The organism is Devosia ginsengisoli, assembly GCF_007859655.1.
GTDB lineage: Bacteria > Pseudomonadota > Alphaproteobacteria > Rhizobiales > Devosiaceae > Devosia > Devosia ginsengisoli.
Genome location: NZ_CP042304.1, coordinates 4368440 through 4391661 on the forward strand (window position 1 = coordinate 4368440; position 23222 = coordinate 4391661).

At 64.5% G+C, this 23222-nt stretch carries 18 protein-coding genes and 1 pseudogene; 13 read left to right on the plus strand and 6 right to left on the minus strand.

Going from position 1 to position 23222, the window contains the following annotated elements; translation table 11 throughout:
- The first annotated feature begins 14 nt into the window (after nt 1–14).
- The 4 genes from FPZ08_RS21270 to FPZ08_RS21285 all read left to right on the plus strand — a co-directional run bounded on the left by FPZ08_RS21270 (nt 15) and on the right by FPZ08_RS21285 (nt 3945).
- Nucleotides 15–902 (plus strand): siderophore-interacting protein, encoded by an 888-nt coding sequence (locus FPZ08_RS21270; RefSeq protein ID WP_146292658.1) that lies wholly within the window; start codon nt 15–17, stop codon nt 900–902.
- Between the two features lie 81 nt (nt 903–983).
- The gene (locus tag FPZ08_RS21275) at nt 984–2045 is read left to right on the plus strand and encodes an iron chelate uptake ABC transporter family permease subunit (protein ID WP_146292660.1); all 1062 of its coding nucleotides are present in this window, start codon (nt 984–986) and stop codon (nt 2043–2045) included.
- Nucleotides 2042–3112, plus strand: coding sequence for a FecCD family ABC transporter permease (locus tag FPZ08_RS21280; RefSeq protein WP_146292662.1), 1071 nt, complete (start codon nt 2042–2044; stop codon nt 3110–3112). Before FPZ08_RS21275 ends, FPZ08_RS21280 begins: the two co-directional genes overlap by 4 nt.
- An 11-nt stretch (nt 3113–3123) precedes the next feature.
- Complete coding sequence (locus tag FPZ08_RS21285) at nt 3124–3945, plus strand: ABC transporter ATP-binding protein (RefSeq protein ID WP_146292664.1); 822 nt, start codon at nt 3124–3126, stop codon at nt 3943–3945.
- A gap of 85 nt (nt 3946–4030) precedes the next feature.
- On the opposite strand, the gene FPZ08_RS21290 is transcribed toward FPZ08_RS21285, so the two are convergent.
- The 6 genes and pseudogenes from FPZ08_RS21290 to FPZ08_RS21315 form a co-directional block, all read right to left on the minus strand.
- A complete protein-coding gene (locus FPZ08_RS21290; protein ID WP_146292666.1) occupies nt 4031–5653 on the minus strand; it encodes an ABC-F family ATP-binding cassette domain-containing protein in 1623 nt (540 codons plus the stop codon).
- Nucleotides 5654–5755: 102 nt separating this feature from the next.
- On the minus strand, nt 5756–6835 hold the full coding sequence (locus FPZ08_RS21295) for an ABC transporter ATP-binding protein (protein WP_146292668.1): 1080 nt from the start codon (nt 6833–6835) through the stop codon (nt 5756–5758).
- A 7-nt stretch (nt 6836–6842) separates the two neighbouring features.
- Nucleotides 6843–7667: pseudogene (locus FPZ08_RS21300) on the minus strand (carbohydrate ABC transporter permease); the annotation flags it as partial.
- Complete coding sequence (locus FPZ08_RS21305) at nt 7664–8566, minus strand: carbohydrate ABC transporter permease (RefSeq protein ID WP_425457617.1); 903 nt, start codon at nt 8564–8566, stop codon at nt 7664–7666. The gene FPZ08_RS21305 and the pseudogene FPZ08_RS21300, both read right to left, overlap by 4 nt.
- A gap of 78 nt (nt 8567–8644) precedes the next feature.
- Nucleotides 8645–9943: an ABC transporter substrate-binding protein gene (locus FPZ08_RS21310; protein WP_146292672.1), complete on the minus strand. Its 1299-nt coding sequence runs from the start codon at nt 9941–9943 to the stop codon at nt 8645–8647.
- 58 nt (nt 9944–10001) lie between these two features.
- A complete protein-coding gene (locus FPZ08_RS21315; RefSeq protein WP_246132751.1) occupies nt 10002–12320 on the minus strand; it encodes an alpha-L-rhamnosidase in 2319 nt (772 codons plus the stop codon).
- A gap of 277 nt (nt 12321–12597) precedes the next feature.
- On the opposite strand from FPZ08_RS21315, the gene FPZ08_RS21320 reads away from it, so the two are divergent.
- The 9 genes from FPZ08_RS21320 to FPZ08_RS21360 all read left to right on the plus strand — a co-directional run bounded on the left by FPZ08_RS21320 (nt 12598) and on the right by FPZ08_RS21360 (nt 23036).
- On the plus strand, nt 12598–13593 hold the full coding sequence (locus FPZ08_RS21320; RefSeq protein WP_186767127.1) for a LacI family DNA-binding transcriptional regulator: 996 nt from the start codon (nt 12598–12600) through the stop codon (nt 13591–13593).
- 65 nt (nt 13594–13658) lie between these two features.
- Nucleotides 13659–14276 carry a class I SAM-dependent methyltransferase gene (locus FPZ08_RS21325; protein ID WP_146292678.1) on the plus strand — a complete coding sequence of 206 codons (618 nt, stop codon included), beginning with the start codon at nt 13659–13661 and terminating at the stop codon, nt 14274–14276.
- A gap of 168 nt (nt 14277–14444) precedes the next feature.
- The gene (gene ytfQ / locus FPZ08_RS21330; protein ID WP_281285647.1) at nt 14445–15419 is read left to right on the plus strand and encodes a galactofuranose ABC transporter, galactofuranose-binding protein YtfQ; all 975 of its coding nucleotides are present in this window, start codon (nt 14445–14447) and stop codon (nt 15417–15419) included.
- A 149-nt stretch (nt 15420–15568) separates the two neighbouring features.
- A complete protein-coding gene (locus FPZ08_RS21335) occupies nt 15569–17086 on the plus strand; it encodes a sugar ABC transporter ATP-binding protein (RefSeq protein WP_146292680.1) in 1518 nt (505 codons plus the stop codon).
- The gene (locus FPZ08_RS21340) at nt 17083–18087 is read left to right on the plus strand and encodes an ABC transporter permease (protein ID WP_146292682.1); all 1005 of its coding nucleotides are present in this window, start codon (nt 17083–17085) and stop codon (nt 18085–18087) included. The genes FPZ08_RS21335 and FPZ08_RS21340 overlap by 4 nt, the downstream gene beginning before the upstream one ends.
- Nucleotides 18084–19061, plus strand: a complete 978-nt coding sequence (gene yjfF, locus FPZ08_RS21345; protein WP_146292684.1) for a galactofuranose ABC transporter, permease protein YjfF — start codon at nt 18084–18086, stop codon at nt 19059–19061. Before FPZ08_RS21340 ends, yjfF begins: the two co-directional genes overlap by 4 nt.
- Before the next feature lies 1 nt (nt 19062).
- On the plus strand, nt 19063–19803 hold the full coding sequence (locus FPZ08_RS21350) for a FadR/GntR family transcriptional regulator (RefSeq protein ID WP_146292686.1): 741 nt from the start codon (nt 19063–19065) through the stop codon (nt 19801–19803).
- 93 nt (nt 19804–19896) lie between these two features.
- A complete protein-coding gene (locus FPZ08_RS21355; protein ID WP_146292688.1) occupies nt 19897–21705 on the plus strand; it encodes a sensor histidine kinase in 1809 nt (602 codons plus the stop codon).
- Complete coding sequence (locus tag FPZ08_RS21360; RefSeq protein WP_146292690.1) at nt 21702–23036, plus strand: sigma-54-dependent transcriptional regulator; 1335 nt, start codon at nt 21702–21704, stop codon at nt 23034–23036. The genes FPZ08_RS21355 and FPZ08_RS21360 overlap by 4 nt, the downstream gene beginning before the upstream one ends.
- Nucleotides 23037–23222: the final 186 nt, after the last annotated feature.

Sequence of the window (23222 nt, forward strand, 5' to 3'; positions counted from 1 at the left end):
CCCGCGGGCCGGCCATGAGGCAGATGTTCCACGAAGCCACGGTGCTGGCGCGCCAATCACTGACGCCGGGCATGCTGCGGCTGACTTTCGGCGGCCCGGGCCTCGACGCGTTCAGGACCACCGGCATTGGCGATGAATATCTCCGCCTGTTCTTTCCCAATGAGAAGACGGGCAAGCTGCATCTGCCTGAGATCACCGAGGATGGTCGCTGGACCTATCCGGACGGGCAGGACGCCATCCGCTGCTCGACCTATACGGTGCGCCGCCTGCGGCCCGAACTGGGCGAGGTCGATATCGACTTCGTGGTGCATGAAGGCGGGCTGGCCAGCGAATGGGCACAGCGGGCCAATCCGGGCGACCGGGTGACCATCAACAATCCGCGCGGGCTCTATGCGCCACCATCCGATATCGTCTGGCAATTGCTGGTGGCCGATGCCACGGGCCTGCCGGCCCTGTCGCGGCTGCTGGAACAGACCCCCAAGCATGTGCAGTCGCGGGTATTCATCGAGGTGGCACAGGCCGAGGACGAGCAGGAATTGCCGGCCCATCCCGGCGCTACCGTGACCTGGCTGCACAAGAGTGGCAATGGCGTGGCGCCGAGCCGGATGGGCGAAGTGGTGCGCGCCGTGCCGCTGCCGCAGACCCCGGGCTATGTCTGGGTGGCCGGTGAGCAGAAGGTGGTGCGTGCCATCCGCAAATTCGTGCGCCAGGAGCTGAAGCTCCCCGCCGAGCGCTACGAACTGGTCGGTTACTGGACCGCCCAGGGCGAGGAATGGGACGCCAAGTGGGATGCGCTCGACCCGGCCATCAAGGCGCAGATCGATGCGGCCTGGGATTCGGACCGCGACCCCGAGGAAGTGCGCGACGAATATGAAGCGACGCTGGAGAAGTTCGGCCTCTGATCGTAATTTGACGACCGATGCCCAAAGACAGCGGAGCAACCACATGATCGGGACGATTTCGCGCAGCGGGGCCAATCCAGGATGAGCCTCACCGCCACCAGCCAGGACCTGGCGCGCCAGGACGCACGACGCCCCGGCGTGGCCCAGAGCAATGCCACGCGGCTGGCCTGGCTGCTGCTGGCTATTGCGGTGCTGGTCGCGGTGCTGGTGGCCAGCATTGCCGTTGGCTCCAAGGACATTCCGGTTTCCACCGTCCTCGATGCGCTCTTCGCCTATGACGACAGCGACGACCACGCTATCGTCCAGGCCCTGCGCGTGCCGCGTACGCTGATGGGGCTGGCGGTGGGCGCGGCGCTCGGCATGGCGGGAGCGCTGATCCAGGCGCTGACGCGCAATCCGCTGGCCGATCCGGGCATTCTCGGCGTCAATGCCGGGGCGGCCTTCTTCGTCGTGCTGGCGGTGGGCCTGTTCGGCCTCACCTCCATCCAGTCCTATATCTGGTTCGCCTTTCTCGGGGCCATCGTGACCACAGTGCTTGTCTATGCCGTGGGCTCGGCCGGGCGGGGCGGGGCAACGCCGGTGCGGCTGACGCTGGCGGGCGTGGCCATCGGCGCGGTGCTGTCAGGCATTTCCTCGGGCATTACCCTGCTCAACCCCAGCATCTTCGACCGCATGCGCCAATGGGGCGCCGGCTCGCTGGTGGCGCCGGGCTATGAAACGCTGTGGGCCGTGCTGCCCTTCATCGGCATCGGGCTGGTCATCGCGATTCTGGTGGCGCGGCCGCTCAATGCCGTCGCCCTGGGCGATGACCTGGCCGCGGCTTTGGGCGCCAACATGGTGCGTACCCGCGCGCTGGTCGTGGTCGCGACGACCCTGCTGGCCGGGGCGGCGACGGCGGCGGCCGGCCCCATCGGCTTTGTCGGGCTGATGGTGCCGCATGTGGCGCGCTGGATCGTCGGGCCCGACCAGCGCTGGATTTTCCTCTTCACCGTGGTGCTGGCGCCCATATTGCTGCTGACATCAGATATTGTCGGCCGCGTGGTGATGCGGCCGGGCGAATTGCAGGTGGGCATCGTCACCGCCTTTGTCGGCGCCCCGGTGCTGATCCTGCTGGCGCGCCGGCGCAGGGTGAGCGGGCTATGAGCGCGCTCGAACAGATCAAGGGCATCGACTTCGGCCGGCCGATCCGGGCGGTGCGCTGGTTCGGCGATGCGTTGTCGCATCGGCTCGATGTCAGGACGGTCAGCGTCTGCCTCGTGCTGCTGGCCATTGCGCTAGCCGTGGCACTGGTAACGCTGGCCAGCGGGGAATATCAGGTGCCGCTGCCCGATGTGGTCAGGGCTTTGCTGGGGCAGGCCGAGGGCCGCATCCACATGGTGGTGGTGGAGTGGCGCCTGCCGCGGACCGCGCTGGCGCTGATCCTGGGCGCGGCTTTGGGCATGGGCGGGGCGATCTTCCAGTCGCTGACTCGCAATCCGCTGGGCAGCCCCGATATTATCGGTTTCGATGCCGGCGCCTATACCGGCGCGCTGGTCGTCATCATTCTGCTGCAGGGCGGCTATTATGCCATTGCCGGTGGCGCGCTGGCTGGCGGGCTCTGCACGGCCCTGCTGGTCTACGTGCTGGCCTATAGCCGCGGCGTGCAGGGCTTTCGGCTGATCATCGTCGGCATCGGTGTTTCGGCCATGCTGACCTCGCTCAATACCTGGATGCTGCTGCGCGCAAAGCTCGAAGTGGCCATGGCGGCGGCCATCTGGGGCGCTGGCACGCTGAACGGGCTGGGGCTCGACCGGCTGGGGCCGGCGGCGCTGATCCTGGCCGTGCTGATCCCGCTGGCTTTGCTGATGAGCCGGCCCATGGCACAGCTCGAACTGGGCGACGACGCGGCACGGGCGCTGGGTGTCAATGCCGAGCACACAAGGCTGGCGCTGCTGGTGCTGGGCGTGGCGCTGACCGCGACGGTGACCGCCACGGCCGGCCCGATCGGCTTTGTCGCCTTGGCCGCGCCGCAACTGGCGCGGCGGCTGACCGGCTCGGCCGGTGTTGCCATGCTGCCGGCGGCGGCCATGGGCGCGCTGCTGCTGGCAGCGGCCGATTATCTTGCACAGCGCGCCTTCGCACCGACGCAGATTCCTGTTGGCATCGTCACGGTCAGCCTGGGCGGCGTCTATTTCGTCTGGCTGCTGCTGCGCGAAGCGCGCCGGCAATGAGGGACAAGAACATGAACCGACACGATCCAGCCCTCAGCAGCGACACGCCGCGCCTTTATGCTGAAGGCGTCACCATCGGCTATGACAGCCGGGTCATTTCCAAGGACCTGTCGGTGGGCATTCCCGACCGCTCCTTCACTGTCATCGTCGGCGCCAATGCCTGCGGCAAGTCCACCTTGCTGCGGGCGCTGTCGCGGCTGATCAAGCCGGCGACGGGCAGCGTGGTGCTGGATGGGCAATCCATTTCGAGCTTCCCGGCCAAGGAAGTGGCGCGGCGGCTGGGCCTGCTGCCGCAGACCTCCATTGCTCCCGAGGGTATTTCGGTGGCCGACCTCATCGCCCGTGGCCGCTATCCGCACCAGAAGCTGTTGCGGCAATGGTCGCGCGAGGACGAGGCGGCGGTCATCGCGGCCATGGAGGCCACCAAGGTCACCGAACTCAGCCACCGGCCGGTCGATGAATTGTCCGGCGGCCAGCGCCAGCGCGTCTGGGTCGCCATGGTGCTGGCGCAGGAAACGCCACTGCTGCTGCTGGATGAACCGACGACCTTTCTCGACATCACCCACCAGATCGAACTGCTCGACCTGCTGAGCGAGCTCAACCGGCGCGACGGCCAGACCATTGTCGCCGTGCTGCATGACCTCAATCACGCCTGCCGCTATGCCACCCACATCATCGCCATGCGCGATGGCGCAGTGATCGCCGAAGGCGCGCCGCGCCATATCGTCACCGCCGAGCTGGTCGAGGCGGTGTTCGGCCTGCCCTGCATCATCATCGACGATCCAATCGCCCATACGCCGCTGGTCATTCCGCGCGGCGCGGCGCGTCTATGAGGTCGAGCGCGGGGAGGCTTGGGTGCCACGACCTCGTCCTTCGACAAGCTCAGGATGAGGTCTGCTGGGGGAAGCCGACGTCGCTTTAGCTCCTGAGGCCTGGGGCTTCCTGGCCGGTGCTCTGCACATATTCGGTATAGCCGCCGCCATAGGTGTGCACACCCTCGGGCGTCAGCTCCAGCACGCGATTGGAGAGGGCGGCGAGGAAGTGGCGGTCATGGCTGACGAAGAGCATCGTGCCTTCATAGGCGCTGAGCGCGCTGATCAGCATTTCCTTGGTGGCGATGTCGAGATGGTTGGTCGGCTCGTCCAGCACGAGGAAATTCGGCGGGTCGAACAGCATGATGGCCATGACCAGCCGGGCCTTTTCCCCGCCTGACAGGACGCGGCATTTCTTGTCGATCTCGTCGCCGGAAAAGCCGAAGCAGCCAGCCAGTGCCCGCAAAGGCGCCTGCCCGGCCTGCGGGAAACTGTCCTGCAACTGCTCGAACACGGTGCGGTCGCCATCGAGCACATCCATGGCGTGCTGGGCGAAATAGCCCATCTTGACGCTGGGGCCGCGCGAGACGGTGCCGGCATCGGGATCGGCCGTACCGGTGATCAGCTTGAGCAGGGTCGACTTGCCGGCGCCATTGACGCCCATGATGCACCAGCGCTCCTTGCGGCGCACATGGAAGTCGAGCCCATCATAGATGGTGCGGCTGCCATAGCTCTTGCTGACGCCCTTGAGCTGCGCCACGTCCTCGCCGGAGCGCGGGGCAGGGCGGAATTCGAACTCGACGACCTGCCGGCGCTTGGGCGGCTCGACGCGGTCGATCTTGTCGAGCTTCTTGACCCGGCTCTGCACCTGCGCGGCATGGCTGGCGCGGGCCTTGAAGCGCTCGATGAAGGCAATTTCCTTGGCCAGCATGGCTTGCTGGCGCTCGAACTGCGCCTGCTGCTGCTTTTCGGCCAAAGCCCGCTGCTGCTGGTAGAATTCGTAATTGCCCGAATAGGTGGTGAGCGAGCCGGCGTCGATCTCGACGATCTTGGTGCAGATGCGGTTCAGGAATTCGCGGTCGTGCGAGGTCATGAACAGGGCGCCCGAATAGTTCTGCAGGAACGCTTCGAGCCAGATCAGGCTTTCGATGTCGAGATGGTTGCTCGGCTCGTCCAGCAGCAAGGCGTCGGGGCGCATGAGCAGGATCCGGGCCAGGGCCACGCGCATCTTCCAACCGCCTGACAGCGCGCCGACATCGCCGTCCATCATTTCCTGGGAGAAGCCGAGGCCGTCGAGCACTTCGCGGGCGCGGCCATCGAGCGAATAGCCGTCCAGCTCCTCGAACTGATGCTGCACCTCGCCATAGCGCTCGATGATGGCGTCCATGGCGTCGGCTTTGTCGGGGTCGCCCATATCGGCTTCCAGCGCGCGCATTTCGGTGATGAGCGCACTGACCGGGCCGGCGCCGTCCATGACTTCGGCGACGACGCTGCGGCCGGCCATCTCGCCGACATCCTGGCTGAAATAGCCGATGGTGATGCCGCGATCCATCGACACCTGGCCCTCGTCAGGCTGCTCCTCGCCGGTGATCATGCGGAACAGGGTAGTCTTGCCGGCGCCATTGGGACCGACCAGGCCGATCTTTTCGCCCTTCTGCAACACCGCCGATGCCTCGATGAAGACGATCTGCTTGCCGTTCTGCTTGCCGATGCTTTCGAGACGTATCATGCGATGTGGAACCCTACGCGCCGCGCCGACGGACGCAGCGGAAGCGCCCGTAAAGCATTGCAGGCCGGCTGGCGCAAGGCCGCCGGTGTCACAGGGGGTATGCTAGCGCTTGTGCCGGGCCACGCCATCCGATCCGAAGATGATGGCGCGGGCGGGGTCGAAGGTGAGATCCACACGCTGGCCGGGCTTGAGATCGTGGTCGCCATCGAGCACCACCAGCCAGGACGCGCCGGATGGCAGCTTGAGGCTGATATTGGTCTCGTTGCCCAGCCGCTCGACCAGCACCACCTCGCCGACAATGGTGCCGGCTTGGTTCAGCAGGTCATGCGGGCGGATGCCGAGGGTGACGGTATCGCCGGGCTTGATGCCGGTGTCATCGGCCGGGATGGCCATGGTGGCGAGGTCCTTGCCGGCCACCGTGACTTTGTCGGCACCGATACCTTCCACGGTCACACTGATGAAATTCATCTTGGGCGAGCCGATGAAACCGGCGACGAAGAGATTGGCGGGGCGCTGGTAGAGCTCGATCGGCGCGCCCACCTGCTGCACCACCCCGCCATTGAGCACCACGATCTTGTCGGCCAGGGTCATGGCTTCGACCTGGTCATGCGTCACATAGACCATGGTGGCGCCGAGGTCCTGATGGAGTTTCGCCAGTTCCATGCGCATGTCAACGCGCAGGGCGGCGTCGAGGTTGGACAGGGGTTCATCGAACAGGAACACTTCTGGCTGGCGCACGATGGCGCGGCCGATGGCGACGCGCTGGCGCTGCCCGCCCGAAAGCTGGCTCGGCTTGCGCTCGAGCAGGTGTTCCATCTGCAGGATTTTCGCGGCTTCGCGGATCTTGGCGTCGCGCACATCCTTGGGCGTCTTCGCCAGTTTGAGGCCAAAACCGACATTGTCGTAGACCGTCATATGCGGGTAGAGCGCGTAATTCTGGAACACCATGGCAATGCCGCGGTCGCGCGGTTCGACGGCGTTGCACAGCTTGTCGGCGATCCAGAGTTCGCCCCCGGTTATGTCCTCCAGCCCGGCAATCATACGCAGCAAGGTGGATTTCCCGCAGCCCGAGGGGCCGACAAAGACCACGAATTCGCCATGGGTGACGCTGAGGTCTACGCCCTTGATGACTTCGACTTCGCCATAGCTCTTGTGGAGCGCTTTCAGTTCGAGGCCAGCCATGGGTCTCTCCTTTGACGGCGCCAGCGGTCATCCCCGCCACGATCTGCCGGTTGAAGAACAGGAAGACCAGCAAGGGCGGGATGGTGATGAGGGCGATATTGGTGAAGAGCAGGTTGTAGGAGGTCTGGAACTGGCTCTGGAAATTGTAGAGCGTCAGCTGCACCGTCGCATTGGCATTGCCCGGCAGGTAGTAGAGCGGGTTGGTAAAGTCGTTGAAGACGGCCACCGACTGCACCACGATATTGGTGACCGTCACCGGCCAGAGCAGTGGCAGGATGACCCGGAAGAACACGTCGAACGGCCGTGCGCCATCGATGATCGCCGCCTCGTCCAGCTCGCGCGGAATGGTGGCGATGAAGGCGCGGTAGAGGATGATGGAAAAGGGCAGGCCATAGGCTACCTCGATCAACACCATGCCATGCAGCTTGCCGAAGAGGCCAATGCCCTGCAGCAGCCAGATGGTGGGAACCACGGCGGGCGGGATCATCAAGCCGGCCAGGATCAGGAATTCGATGAGCCCGTTGAAGCGCGTCTTGCGGCGCTGCAGCACGAAGCCGACCATGGCGGCGAAGATGACCAAGAGGGTAACGCTGGCCACGGTCAGGATGGTCGAATTGATGAAGGCGGTGAGCAGCATCCAGTTGCGGGTGGTGACCACCTCGACAATGTTGCTCCAGAGGTAATTGTCGTCGGGCCAGGAGAAGTCGCGCAAGGCGGACTGCTTCTGGTCCTTGAACGCCGTCAGCACGATGAAGGCGAAGGGCACGAGGAACACCACGCCGGAGACGAGTATGGCGACGACGCTGATCCAGTAGCGGCGGAGATAGCTCATTCATGCCCCTCCCGGCGATTGAGCAGCATGGTCAGCGGCACGACCAGCACGGCGATGAGGATGAACAGCACCACATTGCCGGCGGTGGAGAGCCCGTAGAAGCCGGCCTGATACTGCTTGTAGATGACGGAGGCGACGGTATCGGAAGCAAAGCCCGGCCCGCCGCGCGTCATGGCCCAGATGAGGTCGAAGGTGCGCAGCCCGCCGATGAAGCTGAGGATGATCACGGTTACGGTCGCCGGGCGGCACAGGGGCAGGGTGATGTAGAGGAAATTCTGCAACGCGGTGGCACCATCAATGCGAGCGGCTTCGTAATAGTCCTTGGGGATGGCGACGATGCCGGCAATGTAGATGACGGTGGCGAGGCCCACGCCTTTCCACACATCGACCAGGGCCACCGAGAACAGCGCCAGATTGGGATCGACCAGCCAGCCTGGCCCCTTGATGCCGAGCAGCGCCAGGCCTTCGTTGATCATGCCCTGGGTGGGGTGCATCAGCACGGTGAAGGTGATGCCGACACCCACGGTCGACACCAGCACCGGAAAGAACACCACCGAGCGCAGATAGCCCCGCGCCGCGATCTGGCTGGTGAGTAGCACGGCCAGCAGCAGGCCGAGCACGACCTTGAGGCCCGACGTCACCACCGCATAGATCACGGTGTTGATGAGCCCCTTGATGAGGAAGGGTTCGCGCAGGAATTGCGCGAAATTGTCGAAGCCGATGAAGGTGGAGCTGAAGAGGTTCCAGCGCGTCAGGCTGAAATAGAGCGACGCCACGGTCGGCAGCAGGAACAGCACGCCATAGATGATGGCGGCGGGCAGGAAGAACCAGCCGGGATAGGGTGAGCGGCGCTTCAGGGCCGGAAGAGGAGCGGCGCTGGCCGTTCCGGTCTCAGTCATCACGGCCATGTACCTCTCCTCGGGAAGGTGGCGGCTCCGGGTGAGACCAGGCACCCGAAGCCGCCCATGTGCAAGAGCTTACCAGCCCGGGAGGCCAAGCTGCTGGGCCTGCTTGCGCACGTCCTCGTCATAAAGCGCGGCGCCATCGGCCGCCGGGCGGATGCCCGAGCCGACTTCGACCGTGATCTGCTCGAGCGCCGGCCCCTTTATGGGCGACAGGAATTCGAGCGCTGGCCCATTCTGCCCGCCTTCGGCGAAATAGGGCAGCATGTCGCTGACAGCCGGCGGCACGTCATCGGGCAGGGTGCAGCCATTGACCAGGTACGGGCCTGAGGCGCCGCCGGCCCGGGTCTGGGCCTCGCAGCCCTCGACGCTGGCGACGAACGCCACGAAGCGCTTGGCGGCATCGAGGTTCGACGTGGTGTTGGGGATGTAGAGCCCGTCGGGCATCCATACCGTCAAACCGTTGAGATCGGCCTCGTCGCCGGGCTGGGCGAAGAAACCGACATTGTCGAGCATGTCGGGATAGGACGCGGCGATGGCAGTGGTGGCAAAGGTCAGCATCGGATAATGCGCACCTTCGCCCGAGGCAACCATGCGCAGGCCATCGTCATACTTGGCGGCGCCGAAATCCTCGTTGAACAGGCCCGCATCATGGGTTTCCTGCAGCTTCTCGAAGCCGCGCAGGGCGGCCGCATCGGTAGCGAACTTGGCCTCGCCGGCGGTGTAGCGGCTGGCAAAGCTGGGGTCCTTGGCCGAGACGTTGTAATAGTCGGCCAGCACGAACAACTGGCTGGTCCAGGTGTCGCCATAGGTCTGGATCACGGCGACCTTTCCGGCAGCCTTGATCTTCTCGTTATTGGCCATGAATTCGGCCCAGGTCTTGGGGATGGAAAGCCCCAGCTCTTCGTAGATCGCCTTGTTGTAATAGATGCCGCCACCCATGGCTGCGCCCATCGGCGCGCCGCGCACGGTGCCATCGGGCGCCGTCACCACCTGCTTGAACGAGGCCTGCACATCGGCCTGCCAGGGCTCGTTGGTCAGGTCGACCAGGAACTGCGCCGGATTGATCGCCTGGAACAGCGAGCCGGAATTGTAGCGGAAGATATCGGCCATGGAACTGGTGGCCAGCCGCGTCTTGACGAGGTTGTCGCCTTCCGAACCGCCGGGGCGGGTTTCGATGTCGATATTGATATCGGGGTTGGCCGCCTCGAACGACTTCACCAGTTCCTCGGCCACTGCCACGCCATCGGCGCCGCTGGGAATGAGGTAGGTGAGGTTGATGCTCTGGGCATGGGCTGCGCCCGTCAGCGCCGTCATTGCCATGAGGCCTGCGGACAGGCCGGCCAGGGCAATCCTGCGGGAAGTCTTGGTCATTGGTCTCTCTCCCATTGCGCCCGCACCATGCGGGCAGTCCAAGCCGCCGCCTGTTCGATCAGGGCGTGCGGGCATTGATGCTGTGCTCGGCACGCGCTTTCCGCGCGACCGGCGTGTAGGTGAAGGTGACGGTGTGCGTGCCAGACGCGAGGGTGTAGTCGCCCTTGCCATCCCAGGCGGCGCCATCGACCCGTGCATTGCTATAGTCGGGCTTGAGGCGCAGCAGGCCGCGCGATCCGGCGGGAACCTCGACCTCGTAGCGAACCTGGTCGGCCTCGGCCGTCCATTCGGCGCGGATGTCACCCTTCGGGCTGGCATGGCTCGCCTTGACCGGCGACAGGTCGGCGATGATGGTCGGCTCGAAGACCACCGTGGCAAAGCCCGGCTCGGTTTCGTCCGGCCGGAAGCCGGCCACGCCTTCCAGCAGCCATTGGCACACCGCGCCATAGGCGTAGTGATTGTAGGAATTCATCTGCGGATTGTAGATGGAGCCATCGGCCTGGATGGCGTCCCAGCGCTCCCAGATGGTGGTGGCGCCCATCTTGACCTGATAGAGCCAGCCGGGGACTTCTTCCTGCAGGAACACATCGGCGGCGAGGCCGATTTCCCCGATCTTGACCAGAGCCGGCAGCAGAGCCGGTGTGCCGATGAAGCCGGTGCCGATGCGGCCGTCGGCGCGGGCAATGGTGGCCTTGAAATAGTGCTTGGCGGCCTCGCGCTTGTCCTCGGGAATGAGGTCGTGGAGGAAAGCGAGCGCATAGGATGTCTGGTCGTCATAGGCCAGCCGCCCCGATGGCGTGATGAATTCGCGGGCGAAGGCGGCCTTCACCTCGGCGGCCATCTTTTCGAGGCGCGTGGCGATATCGGTATTGCCGGTAATGCGGGCAATACGGGCGACTAGTGTGGATGTGATAAAGAGGTAGATGGTGGCGGCGGCATCGTCGCCGATGGTCGGCAGCGGCTTGGCCGAAGGCCCACCCGGCTGCAGCCAGTCGCCGAAGGAAAAGCCGCGCCCGCCCCATTCGCGCGGCGGGGAGACCACCGGGCCATCGCTGATCGACCAGACAAAATCGACCCATTTGACCATGGCCGGCAGCGCTTCGCCGAGGAAGGCCTCGTCGCCGTAATGCAGGTAAAGCTGCCACGGGATGACGGCGACGGCATCGCCCCAGCCGGTGCTGCCGTAAAAGCCCGGATAATCCCCAGGGTTGAGCTTGGTCGGATCCGGCACGACATGGGGCACGGCGCCATCGGGGCGCTGGTCGGCCATCAGGTCCCGCATCCATTTGTGGAAGAAGCCCTGCACTTCGCCGAAATAGGCGGCGGTGCCGGCAAAGACCTGCGCATCGCCGGTCCAGCCCAGCCGCTCGTCGCGCTGCGGGCAATCGGTGGGTACTTCGATGAAATTGGCGCGCTGCGACCAGACGGTATTGAGCACCAGCCGGTTGACCAGGTCATTGCCCGAGATGAAGGCGGCCTTGACCGCGGTGACCGAACTGATCGGCACCGAGACCACGCTGTCGAGTTTTGCCGTGCCGGTGATGGTCACGCGGGCATAGCGGAACCCCTGGAAGGTGAAATAGGGCCGGTAATGTTCGGTGCCAGTGCCAGCCAGCGTATATTCCAGCCGCGCCGCGGCGGTGCGGAAATTGACGTTGTAGAAGTCGCCATGCTCGTTGAGCACTTCGGCATGTTCCACAGTGACCGTGGCGCCAGCCTCGCCGGTCACGTCAAAGGCGACATAGCCGCCGCTGTTCTGGCCGAAATCATAGACAGTGCGGCCCTCTGCATCGGTCCAGCTCCTGACCACAGGGAGGGGAGCGAGTTCACGGACCGGCGTCGTTTCGTGGGCGATGAGCTTGCTCGTGTCGAAGGCAATGGCGGCGCTGCCGGCCGTGATCTTGGGCGTGAAGCGCGCATCGAAGATTTCGCCGAAATAGATGCCCGACTTGCGCACTGGCAGCTCGCCGCTCTCCCAGCTCGCCTCGGTGACCAGCAGCGGGGCGCCGTCGCCCTTGCCGGAATGCAGCTCGGCGATGGCGGCGATTTCACTGCCCCAGGTGTTGAAGATCGGGGCTTTGCCCCACATCATCTGCGAGCGCAGCCAGCCATCGGCCAGCCAGATTTCGATGCGGTTCTCGCCCGGCACGAGCAGGTCGACCACGGCATAGGTCTGGTAGCTCAGGCGGGAGTCATAGCTGGTCCAGCCCGGGGTCAGCAGGTCATTGCCGACGCGGTGACCATTGATGAAGCAACGGTAGAGCCCGAGCGCGGAGATATAGAGCACCTCGCTGCCGCCGACGCCGTCGAGCGTGAACGACTTGGCGAGAAAACTGGCCGGCGTTTCGACGCCCTTGTCGGCCAGGGGCCGAACCATCTGCGCCGTCCAGGCGTGCTTGTGGGAGGTCGCTGCCAAGGCTGCGGCGCGCGGCAAAACGTGATTCACGAAAGTCCTCCCGATGGGTCTGGCGTCTACTCGCGCCATTTCGTATAACGTTCTCTGTAGATCGTTACACAAACATTGTAAAGCCGGTCTGTGACGGTGTTGAACGCGGCTTGCGGAGCAGGCGGCGCTGGCCTAGAGCAGACGGAACAACTTTTTCGGGCAATACGTGAGCCAGGGCAGCGACATACCAACGGCCAGGAGCGGGCGGGTGACCATCCGCACCGTGGCCGAGCACGCCGGTGTCTCGGTGGCGGCCGTATCCAAGGTGCTGCGTGACGCCTATGGGGTGAGCGCGGCCCTGCGCGCCAAGGTCGAGGCGTCGATTGCGACGCTCAACTACCGCCCCAGCGCCGCGGCGCGCGGTATGCGCGGCCAGACCTATACGATCGGCGTCATCATGGCCGACATCAACAACCCCTTCTATCCGCAGATATTCGAGGGCATTAACGACGGCCTCTCCGACACCCAGTATATTCCCCTGATCGGGCTGGGACGCGGCCTTGCCACGATCGAAACCACGATCGTTCATGCCATGGTCGACCGGCAGATGGACGGCATCATCATGATCGGCCAGCGGCTTAACACGCCTGGTCTCAACGAGGTCGCCAAGAGCCTGCCCATCGTGGTGGTGGCCCATCACGAACCCACAGCCACCGCCTTCGATACCGTCAACAATGACGATGAACTCGGCGGCAGGCTGGTGGTGGAGCACCTGCTGGCGCAGGGTTACAAGCGCCCGGCCATGATTACGCTCAGCCGCGCCCAGCTTGGCCGGGTCGACGTATCCGACCGCCGCGAGCGGGGCTTTGCCAAGGCTATGCAGGCCGCCGGGCTGGGGCACTATGTCCATATCGAAGCGGCGGAAGCCGAGCTCGATGACGTGACGGCAACGGTTCGCGAACTGCTTGAACGGCCCGATCCGCCGGACGCCATTTTCGGCTGGGCGGATTACTACGCCCTCGAAGTGCTGAGCGCCGTGCGCACGCTGGGCTATCGGGTCCCCGAGGATATCGGGGTCATCGGCTATGATAATTCCGAACCCTGTTCCTTCACCCAGAACAACCTGACCAGCATCGACCAGTCGGGCCGCGAGATCGGCCGGCAGGCCGTGCGTATGCTGCTCGAACGCATTGGCGGCCGCACCACGGTCGAGCATTTCGTCACCACGCCCAAGGTGAGCCTGCGCGGCAGCACCCAGCGCTAGGCAAATTCTGTAATTTTGTTGTCGGCGGCGGCTTGGTATCCTCATCGCAAACGCTGAGGTGGGTCATGGGCGAAGACAGATTCTGGAACAAGTTGGCCGACAGCTATGCGCGGCAGCCGATTGCCGACGAGGCCGCCTACCAGACCAAGCTGGAGGTGACGCGAGGCTACCTGCAGCCGGATATGGAATTGCTGGAATTCGGCTGCGGCACCGGCGGAACGGCCATTCTCCATGCGCCCTATGTGCGGCATATCAGGGCCATCGATTTTTCCGAGTCTATGCTGGCTATTGCGCGGGCCAAGGCCGCCGTGGCGGGCGTCGAGAACATAACCTTCGAGCGCGCTGATATCACCAGCTTCGATGCGCCGGACGGCAGTTTCGATGTGATCCTGGGGATGAGCATATTGCATCTGCTGGCCGACAAGGACGCGGTCATCGCCAAAGTGTTTCGGATGCTCAAGCCTGGAGGGCTTTTCGTCAGCAGCACGACCTGTCTTGGCGACACGATGGGCGCGTTCAAGCTCATCGCCCCTGTCGGCAAGGCGCTGGGTCTGCTGCCGCAGCTCGATGTGATGACTACGGCCGACCTGGTTCGGAGCCTGACCAGCGCCGGATTTTCCATGGAGCACCAATGGCAGCCGGGCAAGGGCAAGGCAGTGTTCATCGTCGCGCGGGCCGGTTAGCACACAGCCAATTGGCAGGTAATCATCTGAAAAATCAGCGATTTTTACCCGTAACGGACCGCGGGCTTAGTCATACTTTTTGCTATTTACATATAATAGTACTTTATGTAGCGTCCTCCTATCGTCGCAGGTGAACACGCCGCGACGGGCCACAATTGGGAGGACATCGTGAACATCATTTCCAAGCTCGCCATCGCGGCGAGCCTCGCTACCGCTTTGACGTCTGTCAGCATTGCGCAGGACAACCTGCAGGGCCTGGTCGTCGGCTTCAGCCAGATCGGTTCGGAATCCGGCTGGCGCGCCGCCGAGACCTCGGTGACCAAGCAGCAGGCCGAAGCCCTCGGCGTCGATCTCAAGTTTGCCGATGCGCAGCAGAAGCAGGAAAACCAGATCAAGGCGATCCGCGGCTTCATCGCCCAGGGCGTCGATGCCATTCTCGTCGCGCCCGTCGTTGCGACCGGCTGGGACGATGTGCTGGCCGAAGCCAAGGAAGCCGAAATCCCCGTCCTGCTGCTCGACCGCGGCGTCGATGCGCCCGAAGACCTCTACCTGACCATGGTGGCCTCCGACCAGGTTCTGGAAGGCCGTGTTGCCGGCGACTGGCTGGTGGCCGATGTCGGCGATGCCGATTGCAAGGTCGTCGAACTCCAGGGCACCGTCGGTTCCACTCCGGCCATCAACCGCAAGCAGGGCTTTGAAGAAGCCATTGCCGGCCATGACAACATCTCCATCATCCGCAGCCAGACGGGTGATTTCACCCGCGCCAAGGGCAAGGAAGTGATGGAAGGCTTCATCAAGGCCGAAAACGGCGGCGCCGATATCTGCGCGGTCTATGCCCACAATGACGACATGGCGGTGGGTGCCATCCAGGCCATCAAGGATGCCGGCCTCAAGCCCGGTACCGATATCAAGGTGGTCTCGATCGATGGTGTGCCGGACATCTTCTCCGCCATGGTTGCCGGCGAAGCCAATGCCACGGTGGAACTGACCCCCAACATGGCCGGCCCTGCCTTCGAAGCCCTGGCCGCCTATCTCAAGGACGGCACCGTGCCCCCCAAGACCATCATCACCGAATCCAAGCTCTACACCCCGGCGGATGATCCGCAGGGCGAGTATGATACCCGCAAGAGCCTGGGTTACTAATCGGGCTTGCCCAAACCGCTTGTTCAAACCACGGTGTCATCCCGGCGAAAGCCGGGATCCATCCTGAGATCTCAAGATGGATCCCGGGTCGAGCCCGGGATGACACCGTGCATGCGGATAACGTGGTGATGGCGACGGGGAGGGACACCATGGCAGACGGCGACTACGTGCTCGAAGCGCGCGGCGTCCTCAAGATTTTCGGCAATCATGTTGCCCTCGACACTGTCGATTTCGGGCTGCGGCCGGGTGAGGTCCATGCCCTGCTCGGGGAAAACGGCGCCGGCAAATCCACGCTCATCAAGATATTGACCGGCGCCTACCAGCCCGATGGCGGCGGCATCTATGTCGATGGCGCCGAGGTCTCGCTCGACAATCCCTTGCATGCCCAGACTTACGGCATCGGTACGGTCTATCAGGAGGTCAATCTCCTGCCCAACCGCTCGGTGGCCGAAAACCTGTTCCTCGGGCACCAGCCGCGCCGCTTCGGCTTTGTCGATTTCCGCAGGATGGAAGCCGATGCCCGCACGCTGCTGGCCAATTATGACCTGCATATCGATCCGTCGAGCGAGTTGGGCACGCACTCGGTCGCGGTGCAGCAGATCGTGGCCATCGCCCGCGCCGTACAACTATCCGGCAAGGTGCTGATCCTCGACGAACCCACGGCCAGCCTCGATCGCAACGAGGTCGAGCGCCTGTTCGAAGTGGTGCGGGGACTCAAGGCCAAGGGCCTCGCCATCATCTTCATCACCCATTTCCTCGACCAGGTCTTCGCCATTGCCGACCGCGTGACGGTTTTGCGCAATGGCCGGCTGATCGATACCCGGCCGCTGGACGATCTGAGCCGCACCGACGTGGTCCGCCTGATGCTGGGCAAGGACATTGCCTTTTCCGGCGCCACCGATGTCGAGCCCAGCGAAAATCCCGACGAAGTGCTGCTCGATTTCAAGGGCTATGGCCGCAAGCGCAGCGTGCTGCCTTTCGATCTCACCATCCACAAGGGCGAAGTGGTGGGCGTGGCAGGTCTGTTGGGCTCGGGTCGCACCGAAGTGGCGCGCATCATGTTCGGGGCCGATCCGGCCGATCAGGGCAGTGTGAGCGTCAACGGCAAGCCGACCGGCCTGCGCCGTACCACCGATGCGATCCGCCACGGCTTCGGCTTCTGCCCGGAAGACCGCAAGGCCGAGGGCATATTGGGCGACCTCAGCGTGCGCGAGAACATCGTCATCGCCCTGCAAGGGAAGCTCGGCTGGTTCAAGGCGCTCAACCGCGACGAGCAGCTCGAAATCGCCGGCCGCTTCGGCGAAGCCATGGATATCCGTGCCGCCTCGCTCGACATGCCGGTGAAGCTCCTCTCGGGCGGTAACCAGCAGAAGGTGATCCTGTCGCGCTGGCTGGCCACCGATCCGGCTTTCCTCATTCTGGACGAACCCACGCGCGGCATCGATGTGGGTGCACATGCCGAAATCGTCCGCACCATCAATCGCCTGCGCGAGGATGGCATGGCCATGCTAGTCATTTCCTCCGAGCTGGATGAAGTGGTGGCCTACAGCTCCCGCATCGTGGTGATGCGCGACCGCGAAATGGTCGCCGAACTGCGCGGCAAGAACATCAATCCCGGCGTGATCGTGCAGGCCATCGCCAACCATAGTGACGAGGCCGTCGCATGAAGCGTCTCCAGCTCGAACGCCTGGCCAATCCGCAATTGCTGGCGCTGGTCGCGGTGTTGCTGATCAACTGGCTGCTGTTCCCCAATTTCTTCCGCATCACCTGGCAGGATGGGCGCCTGTTCGGCAGCGTTATCGACGTGCTCAATCGCGGTGCACCGGTGGCGATCCTGGCCATCGGCATGACTGGTGTCATCGCCACAAAGGGCGTCGACCTGTCGGTCGGCGCCATCATGGCGGTTTGCGGCGCGGTTGCGGCGACCATGGTCGTGGCGGGTTACCCTACGCCGGTCGCCGTGATTGCCGCTTTATCAGTGGGTCTGGTCTGCGGGCTGTGGAACGGCTTCCTCGTCGCTGTGCTGGATATCCAGCCGATCATTGCCACTTTGGTGCTTATGGTGGCCGGTCGCGGCATCGCCCAGTTGATCACCGAGGGCTATATCGTCACCTTCAACGATCCGGCGCTGATCTTCATCGGCACCGGCTCCTTCCTCGGCTTCCCCATGGCGGCTGTCATCGCGCTGGTGCTGATGGTTCTGGTGACCCTGCTGGTGCGGCGCACCGCCATCGGGCTCTTCATCCAGGCCATCGGCGTCAACCGCGCCGCCGCCTCGCTGGCCGGCATCCATAGCCGCATGTTGCTGATGCTGGTCTATGCGCTGTCAGGTTTCTGCGCCGCCATTGCCGGCGTCATCGTCGCCGCCGATATCCGCGGCGCCGACGCCAACAATTCCGGCCTCTGGCTCGAGCTGGACGCCATCCTCGCCGTAGTCATCGGCGGCACGTCGCTGCTCGGCGGCAAGTTTTCCATACCCCTCGCGGTGGTCGGCGCGCTCATCATCCAGGCCATGAATACCGGCATCCTGGTCTCCGGTTTCCGGCCCGAATTCAACCTCATCGTCAAGGCCGGGATGATCATCCTCATCCTGATGCTGCAATCGCCGCTGGTCGGCACGGTGATGGGCTTTTTCAAACGCGATACCAGGCAGGCGACCCCGAAATGAAACGCAGTCTTCGCCCGCTCGCCGCCACCGCCGTCATTTTCCTCATCGCCTATGCGCTGAGTGTGGCGCAGTTTCCCGGCATGCTCTCGACAAGGGTGCTGGGCAATTTCCTCACCGACAACGCCTTTCTCGGCATTACCGCCGTGGGCATGACCTTTGTCATCATTTCGGGCGGCATCGACCTGTCGGTGGGCGCGGTCATCGGCTTTACCGGCGTGCTGGTCGCCGTGCTGATTTCCTGGCTGGGCTTTCATCCGCTGGTCGCCTTTGCCATCGCGCTCGGTGTCGCGGCCCTATTCGGCGCGGCCATGGGTGTCACCATCCACTATCTGCAGGTGCCCAGTTTCATCGTCACGCTGGCCGGCATGTTCCTGGCCCGTGGCGGCGCTTCGGTCATCACCCAGGATTCGGTGCCGATCAATCACGACTTCTACAACACCATTTCCGACCTCATCATCCGCCTGCCGGGTGGCGGCCGGCTGAGCTTTATCGGCCTGCTGATGGTCGCGGTCTTCCTGTTCGGTGCGCTGCTGGCGCATCGCACAAGGTTCGGTTCCTATGTCTATGCTCTGGGCGGCAACCCGGTCTCCGCTTCGCTGATGGGTGTGCCGGTGGCGCGCACCACGATCCAGATCTACATGCTGTCCAGCGTGCTCGCAGCCTTGGCCGGAATCGTCTTTTCGCTCTACACCTCGGCCGGCTATCCGCTGGCGGCGGTGGGCGTCGAGCTCGACGCGATCAGCGCGGTGGTGATCGGTGGCACGCTGCTGACCGGCGGCTATGGCTTCGTGCTGGGCACATTCGTCGGCGTCATGCTGCTGGGCCTGGTGCAGACCTACATCATCTTCGACGGCACATTGTCGAGCTGGTGGACCAAGATCGTGATCGGCGTGCTGCTGTTCTTGTTCATCGTGCTGCAACGCGTCATATTCGCCGCCTCTGCACCCCGGGAAGAGCAGCCCGAGAAAGTCTAGCATGATCGAAGCAGGCAGCCTTATTCGCTCGCTGTCCGGGCGACCCGCTGCACGGAATTTCCATACCTTCGTCATCAACGAAATCGGCCACGGCATCGTCACGGGCAAATTTCCGGTCGGCTCCATCCTCGCCAGCGATGCTGTCATGATGGAAACCTATGGTGTATCCCGCACCGTGCTGCGCGAGGCGCTCAAGACGCTCGAAGCCAAGGGCCTGGTCGAGGCGCGGCCCAAGGTCGGCACGCGGGTCTCTCCGCCCAGCCGCTGGAGCTTTTTCGATCCGCAGGTTCTGTCCTGGCATTTCTATGCCGAGCCCGACCGGCAATTCTACCAGAGCCTGTTCGATGTGCGTCGCGCGCTGGCGAGCCGCGCCGCCGCCCTGGCGGCCCAGCGGCGCACCGCCGAGAATATCCGCGTCATGAAATACTGGCTGCACCAGATGGAGTCGGTCGGCGGCGACCTAGAGAACCACGGCATAGCCGCGCTCGAAATCCATCGCACCATTGCCGAGACCTCGGGCAATGCCCTGCTACGCTCGGTGATCGGCATTATCGAGCTGACCGTGGCCCTCGCGCTCAAGCAGTGCCAGGTCGCCGGGGCAGGGGACTATCTGAGCGCGACGCACCAGGCACTGACCCGGCTCGTTACCGCCATCGGCGATGCCGATGCCGCAGCGGCCGCGGCCAGTGCCGGTGAGGCCATCGATCTCGATGAGGCTCAGGTCATGGCCTTGCTGCCGTAACCTGCCGCGCGCGCCATTGCCAGCGTCTCCGATCTGAGGTCAAACTTGCCCCAAGCAACGCCGGACAGAACCGGCGGATCGGAGGGGTTTAGGGTGCGAGGAGAAATCCAGCGCCATTTCTGGCTGGCTTTGCTGGCCGTGTTCGCTATTGCCGGCGTGGCTCTGGGCTTCTGGTGGCTCACCTATGTCAGGCAGATGGGCGGGCTGGAACGGCAGGTGGAAGACCGCCTGACGCTCAATGTGCGCGCCGTCGAAAGCGAGATCGAACGGTTCCGCTACCTGCCCGGCGTCATCGGCCAGGATGGGCGCGTGGTGGACATGCTGCAGCATCCCGAGGCGCTTGCCGGCATGGCCGAAACCAATGCCTATCTGCAGGCCGTGCGGGAAATGTCCGGCGCCGACGAGATCTATGTGCTGAACTTGTCGGGTGAAACGCTCGCCGCCAGCAACTGGAACGAGCCCGGCAGTTTCGTGGGCCACAATTATGCCTTCCGCCCCTATTTCGAGAATGCCATGGCGTCGGGCAGCGGTCGCTTCTATGCGGTGGGCGTGACGACAGGCAAGCCGGGCTATTTCCTCTCAAGCCGGGTCGATGCCGGGGGCCGACCGGTCGGCGTGGTGGTGGCCAAGGTCGATATGGCGCCATTGGCTTCGGCCTGGGCGGCGGCGGGGGAAATGAGCGCCATTGCCGACGAGAACGGCATCGTCTTCCTCTCCGGCGACCCGGGCTGGATGTATCGGCCGTTGCAGGCGCTGCCGGGCGATACCGTGCAATTGCTGAAAGTGCAGCGGCGCTATGACGGCATCGATATCGCCGGCGCCGCGCCGCTGACGCCCGCCGCCGATGCCGGCGCCGCCAGCCTGATCCTCAATGCTGGCGAGCGTCACCTGCTCGGGCGGCGCACCGTCGAGCCCGATGGCTGGCAGGTGCTGTCCGCCCTGTCGCTCGAGCCGATGGAGCGTGAGGCGCGGCTGATTGGCGGGCTGGCCGCCTCGGTCGCGGTGCTGGCGCTGGGCGCTCTGGTCTTCTTCAACCAGCGCCGCCAGATCGTCCGGCTCAAGCTCGACCAGAATGCCGTATTGGAGCGCCGCGTTGCCGAGCGTACGCAGGCGCTGGCCCATGAGGTGGAGGAACGGCGGCGAGCGGAAATGGAACTGCGCGCCACCCAGGAAAACCTCATCCATGCCGCCAAGCTCGCTGCTCTGGGCCGCATGTCGGCGGCCATCGTACATGAGGTCAGCCAGCCGCTTTCGGCGCTCGACAATACATTGGCGGCGGCGGACCTGCATGCCCAGCGCGAGGCGCGCGATGAGGTGCATCGCAATCTCGGCAATGCGCGCAATCTGCTGCGGCGCATGCAGCGCACGGTCAAGCATTTGCGCACCTTCTCCTCCCGCCGCGATCCCGGCCCGCCCGAGGCGGTTAACGTGGCCGGCGTGATCGAGGCGGCACTCGATATTGTGGCGCCGCAGGCCCGGAACGACGCCGTTCATGTCCAGGCCGATGTGGCGCCCGACCTGCCGCTGGTGGCCGGCAATGCGGTGCGGCTGGAACAGGTCTTTATCAACCTGCTGCTCAACGCCATCGAGGCCACCGCTTCGGCCGGGCACAACCAGGTGCAGATAGCGGCCCAACTGGGCGAGGCGGGTTTGACGGTGGAGGTCGGCGATACCGGTCCGGGCATTCCCGAAGGGGTACGCGAACGCCTGTTCGAGCCCTTCTTCACCACCAAGAGCACCGGCGAAAGCCTGGGACTGGGCCTTTCCATTACCCGCACGCTGCTGGAGGAATTCGGCGGCAGTCTGCGCTTCGAGCCGCGCATCGGCGGCGGCACCATTGTCAGCGTCGCCCTGCCGCTCTACCAGGCGCAACCGGCGCGCAAAGTGGTGGAGGCGGTATGAGCCGCGGCAGCATTGTCTTCATCGATGACGAAGCCGAACTCTGCGCCGCCGCTGAGGCGTGGCTGGGCGTGTCCGGCTTTGCCGTCACCAGCTTCACCAACCCGCAACAGGCGCTGGATCGGGTCGATCCCACCGATGTCGATTGCGTCGTGACCGATGTGCGCATGCCGGGCCTGTCGGGCATCCATGTGCTGCGCCATTTCCAGGCCATTGCGCCGGATCTGCCCGTGGTCCTGCTGACCGGGCATGGCGATGTCGCTTTGGCCGTGGACGCCATGCGCGACGGCGCCCATGACTTCATCGAAAAGCCCTATGACGCCGACCATCTCGTCGCCGTGCTGGACCGGGCGACCGAGCGCCGTCGCCTCGGGCGCGAACTCAGCCGCTTGCGGCGGGCGGCAGGTGGCGCCGAACTCGAGGACCGGCTGGTGGGCCTTGCTCCGGCCATGGATGGCCTGCGCCAATCGGTCCTGCAACTCGCCGATATCGATGTCGATGTGCTGATCAATGGTGAAACCGGCACCGGCAAGGAAGTGGTGGCGCGGGCGCTGCACGATTTCGGTGCCCGCTCCAAAGGGCAGTTCGTCGCCATCAACTGTGCCGCCATTCCCGAAACCATCTTTGAAAGCGAAATGTTCGGCCATGCCAGCGGCGCCTTTACCGGTGCGGCCGGCGACCGCGTCGGCAAGCTCGAATTCGCCAGGGGCGGCACGGTGTTTCTCGACGAGATCGAATCCATGCCGCTGGCGTTGCAGGCCAAGGTGCTGCGCGCCATCCAGGAGCGCAGCATCGAGCCGCTGGGCAGCAATGCGTCCCGGCCGATCGATGTGCGTTTCATCGCCGCGACCAAGGTCGATCTCAAGGCCGAAAGCGAGGCGGGCCGTTTTCGCGCCGACCTCTATTTCCGCCTCGCCACGGTTGAACTCGCTGTCCCGCCCTTGCGCCAGCGGCGCGAGGATGTGCCGCTGCTGTTCAATCTTTTCGCTGCCAATGCGGCACGGCGCTTCAAGCTGCCCGAAGCGGCCATTCCGCAGCTGCCGGCTGGGCTAGCTGCCTCGGACTGGCCGGGCAATGTGCGCGAACTCAAGGCTGTGGCCGAGCGCGCGGTGCTCGGCATGACGCGGCCGAGCGCGGCGCAGGAGCGGTTCCTGCCGGCCGAGACGCTGGCCGACCGTGTCGCCCGCTTCGAAGCCGCCGCCATCGAAGCTGCATTGCAGGATGCCGGCGGGTCCACCGCAGAGGCGGCAGAGCGGCTGGGTCTCGCCCGCCGCACGCTCAACGAAAAGATCGTCCGCTACGGGCTGCGCGCGCCAGCCGATCCCGTCAGGTAGCTGGCGGAAATCCGCCAGCGCCCCGATCTTGCGAGCGGAATACCGCCACATTGACCGGCCCGATGTCCCAAAAATCCCTGAAATCCCGGGGCCGGCACTTTGGCACGGCGGTTGCAAGAGTATGGCCGATCCCGTCGCGTGGAGGCGGCGGGGCATTATTGCAGAACATGCTCAGGGAGGACTTCC

Coding starts and splice junctions, on each gene's coding strand:
- FPZ08_RS21270 (WP_146292658.1), top strand. CDS start 15: ATGAGGCAGATGTTCCACGAAGCCACGGTGCTGGCGCGCCAATCACTG.
- FPZ08_RS21275 (WP_146292660.1), top strand. CDS start 984: ATGAGCCTCACCGCCACCAGCCAGGACCTGGCGCGCCAGGACGCACGA.
- FPZ08_RS21280 (WP_146292662.1), top strand. CDS start 2,042: ATGAGCGCGCTCGAACAGATCAAGGGCATCGACTTCGGCCGGCCGATC.
- FPZ08_RS21285 (WP_146292664.1), top strand. CDS start 3,124: ATGAACCGACACGATCCAGCCCTCAGCAGCGACACGCCGCGCCTTTAT.
- FPZ08_RS21290 (WP_146292666.1), bottom strand. CDS start 5,653: ATGATACGTCTCGAAAGCATCGGCAAGCAGAACGGCAAGCAGATCGTC.
- FPZ08_RS21295 (WP_146292668.1), bottom strand. CDS start 6,835: ATGGCTGGCCTCGAACTGAAAGCGCTCCACAAGAGCTATGGCGAAGTC.
- FPZ08_RS21305 (WP_425457617.1), bottom strand. CDS start 8,566: ATGACTGAGACCGGAACGGCCAGCGCCGCTCCTCTTCCGGCCCTGAAG.
- FPZ08_RS21310 (WP_146292672.1), bottom strand. CDS start 9,943: ATGACCAAGACTTCCCGCAGGATTGCCCTGGCCGGCCTGTCCGCAGGC.
- FPZ08_RS21315 (WP_246132751.1), bottom strand. CDS start 12,320: ATGGTTCGGCCCCTGGCCGACAAGGGCGTCGAAACGCCGGCCAGTTTT.
- FPZ08_RS21325 (WP_146292678.1), top strand. CDS start 13,659: ATGGGCGAAGACAGATTCTGGAACAAGTTGGCCGACAGCTATGCGCGG.
- FPZ08_RS21335 (WP_146292680.1), top strand. CDS start 15,569: ATGGCAGACGGCGACTACGTGCTCGAAGCGCGCGGCGTCCTCAAGATT.
- FPZ08_RS21340 (WP_146292682.1), top strand. CDS start 17,083: ATGAAGCGTCTCCAGCTCGAACGCCTGGCCAATCCGCAATTGCTGGCG.
- yjfF (WP_146292684.1), top strand. CDS start 18,084: ATGAAACGCAGTCTTCGCCCGCTCGCCGCCACCGCCGTCATTTTCCTC.
- FPZ08_RS21350 (WP_146292686.1), top strand. CDS start 19,063: ATGATCGAAGCAGGCAGCCTTATTCGCTCGCTGTCCGGGCGACCCGCT.
- FPZ08_RS21360 (WP_146292690.1), top strand. CDS start 21,702: ATGAGCCGCGGCAGCATTGTCTTCATCGATGACGAAGCCGAACTCTGC.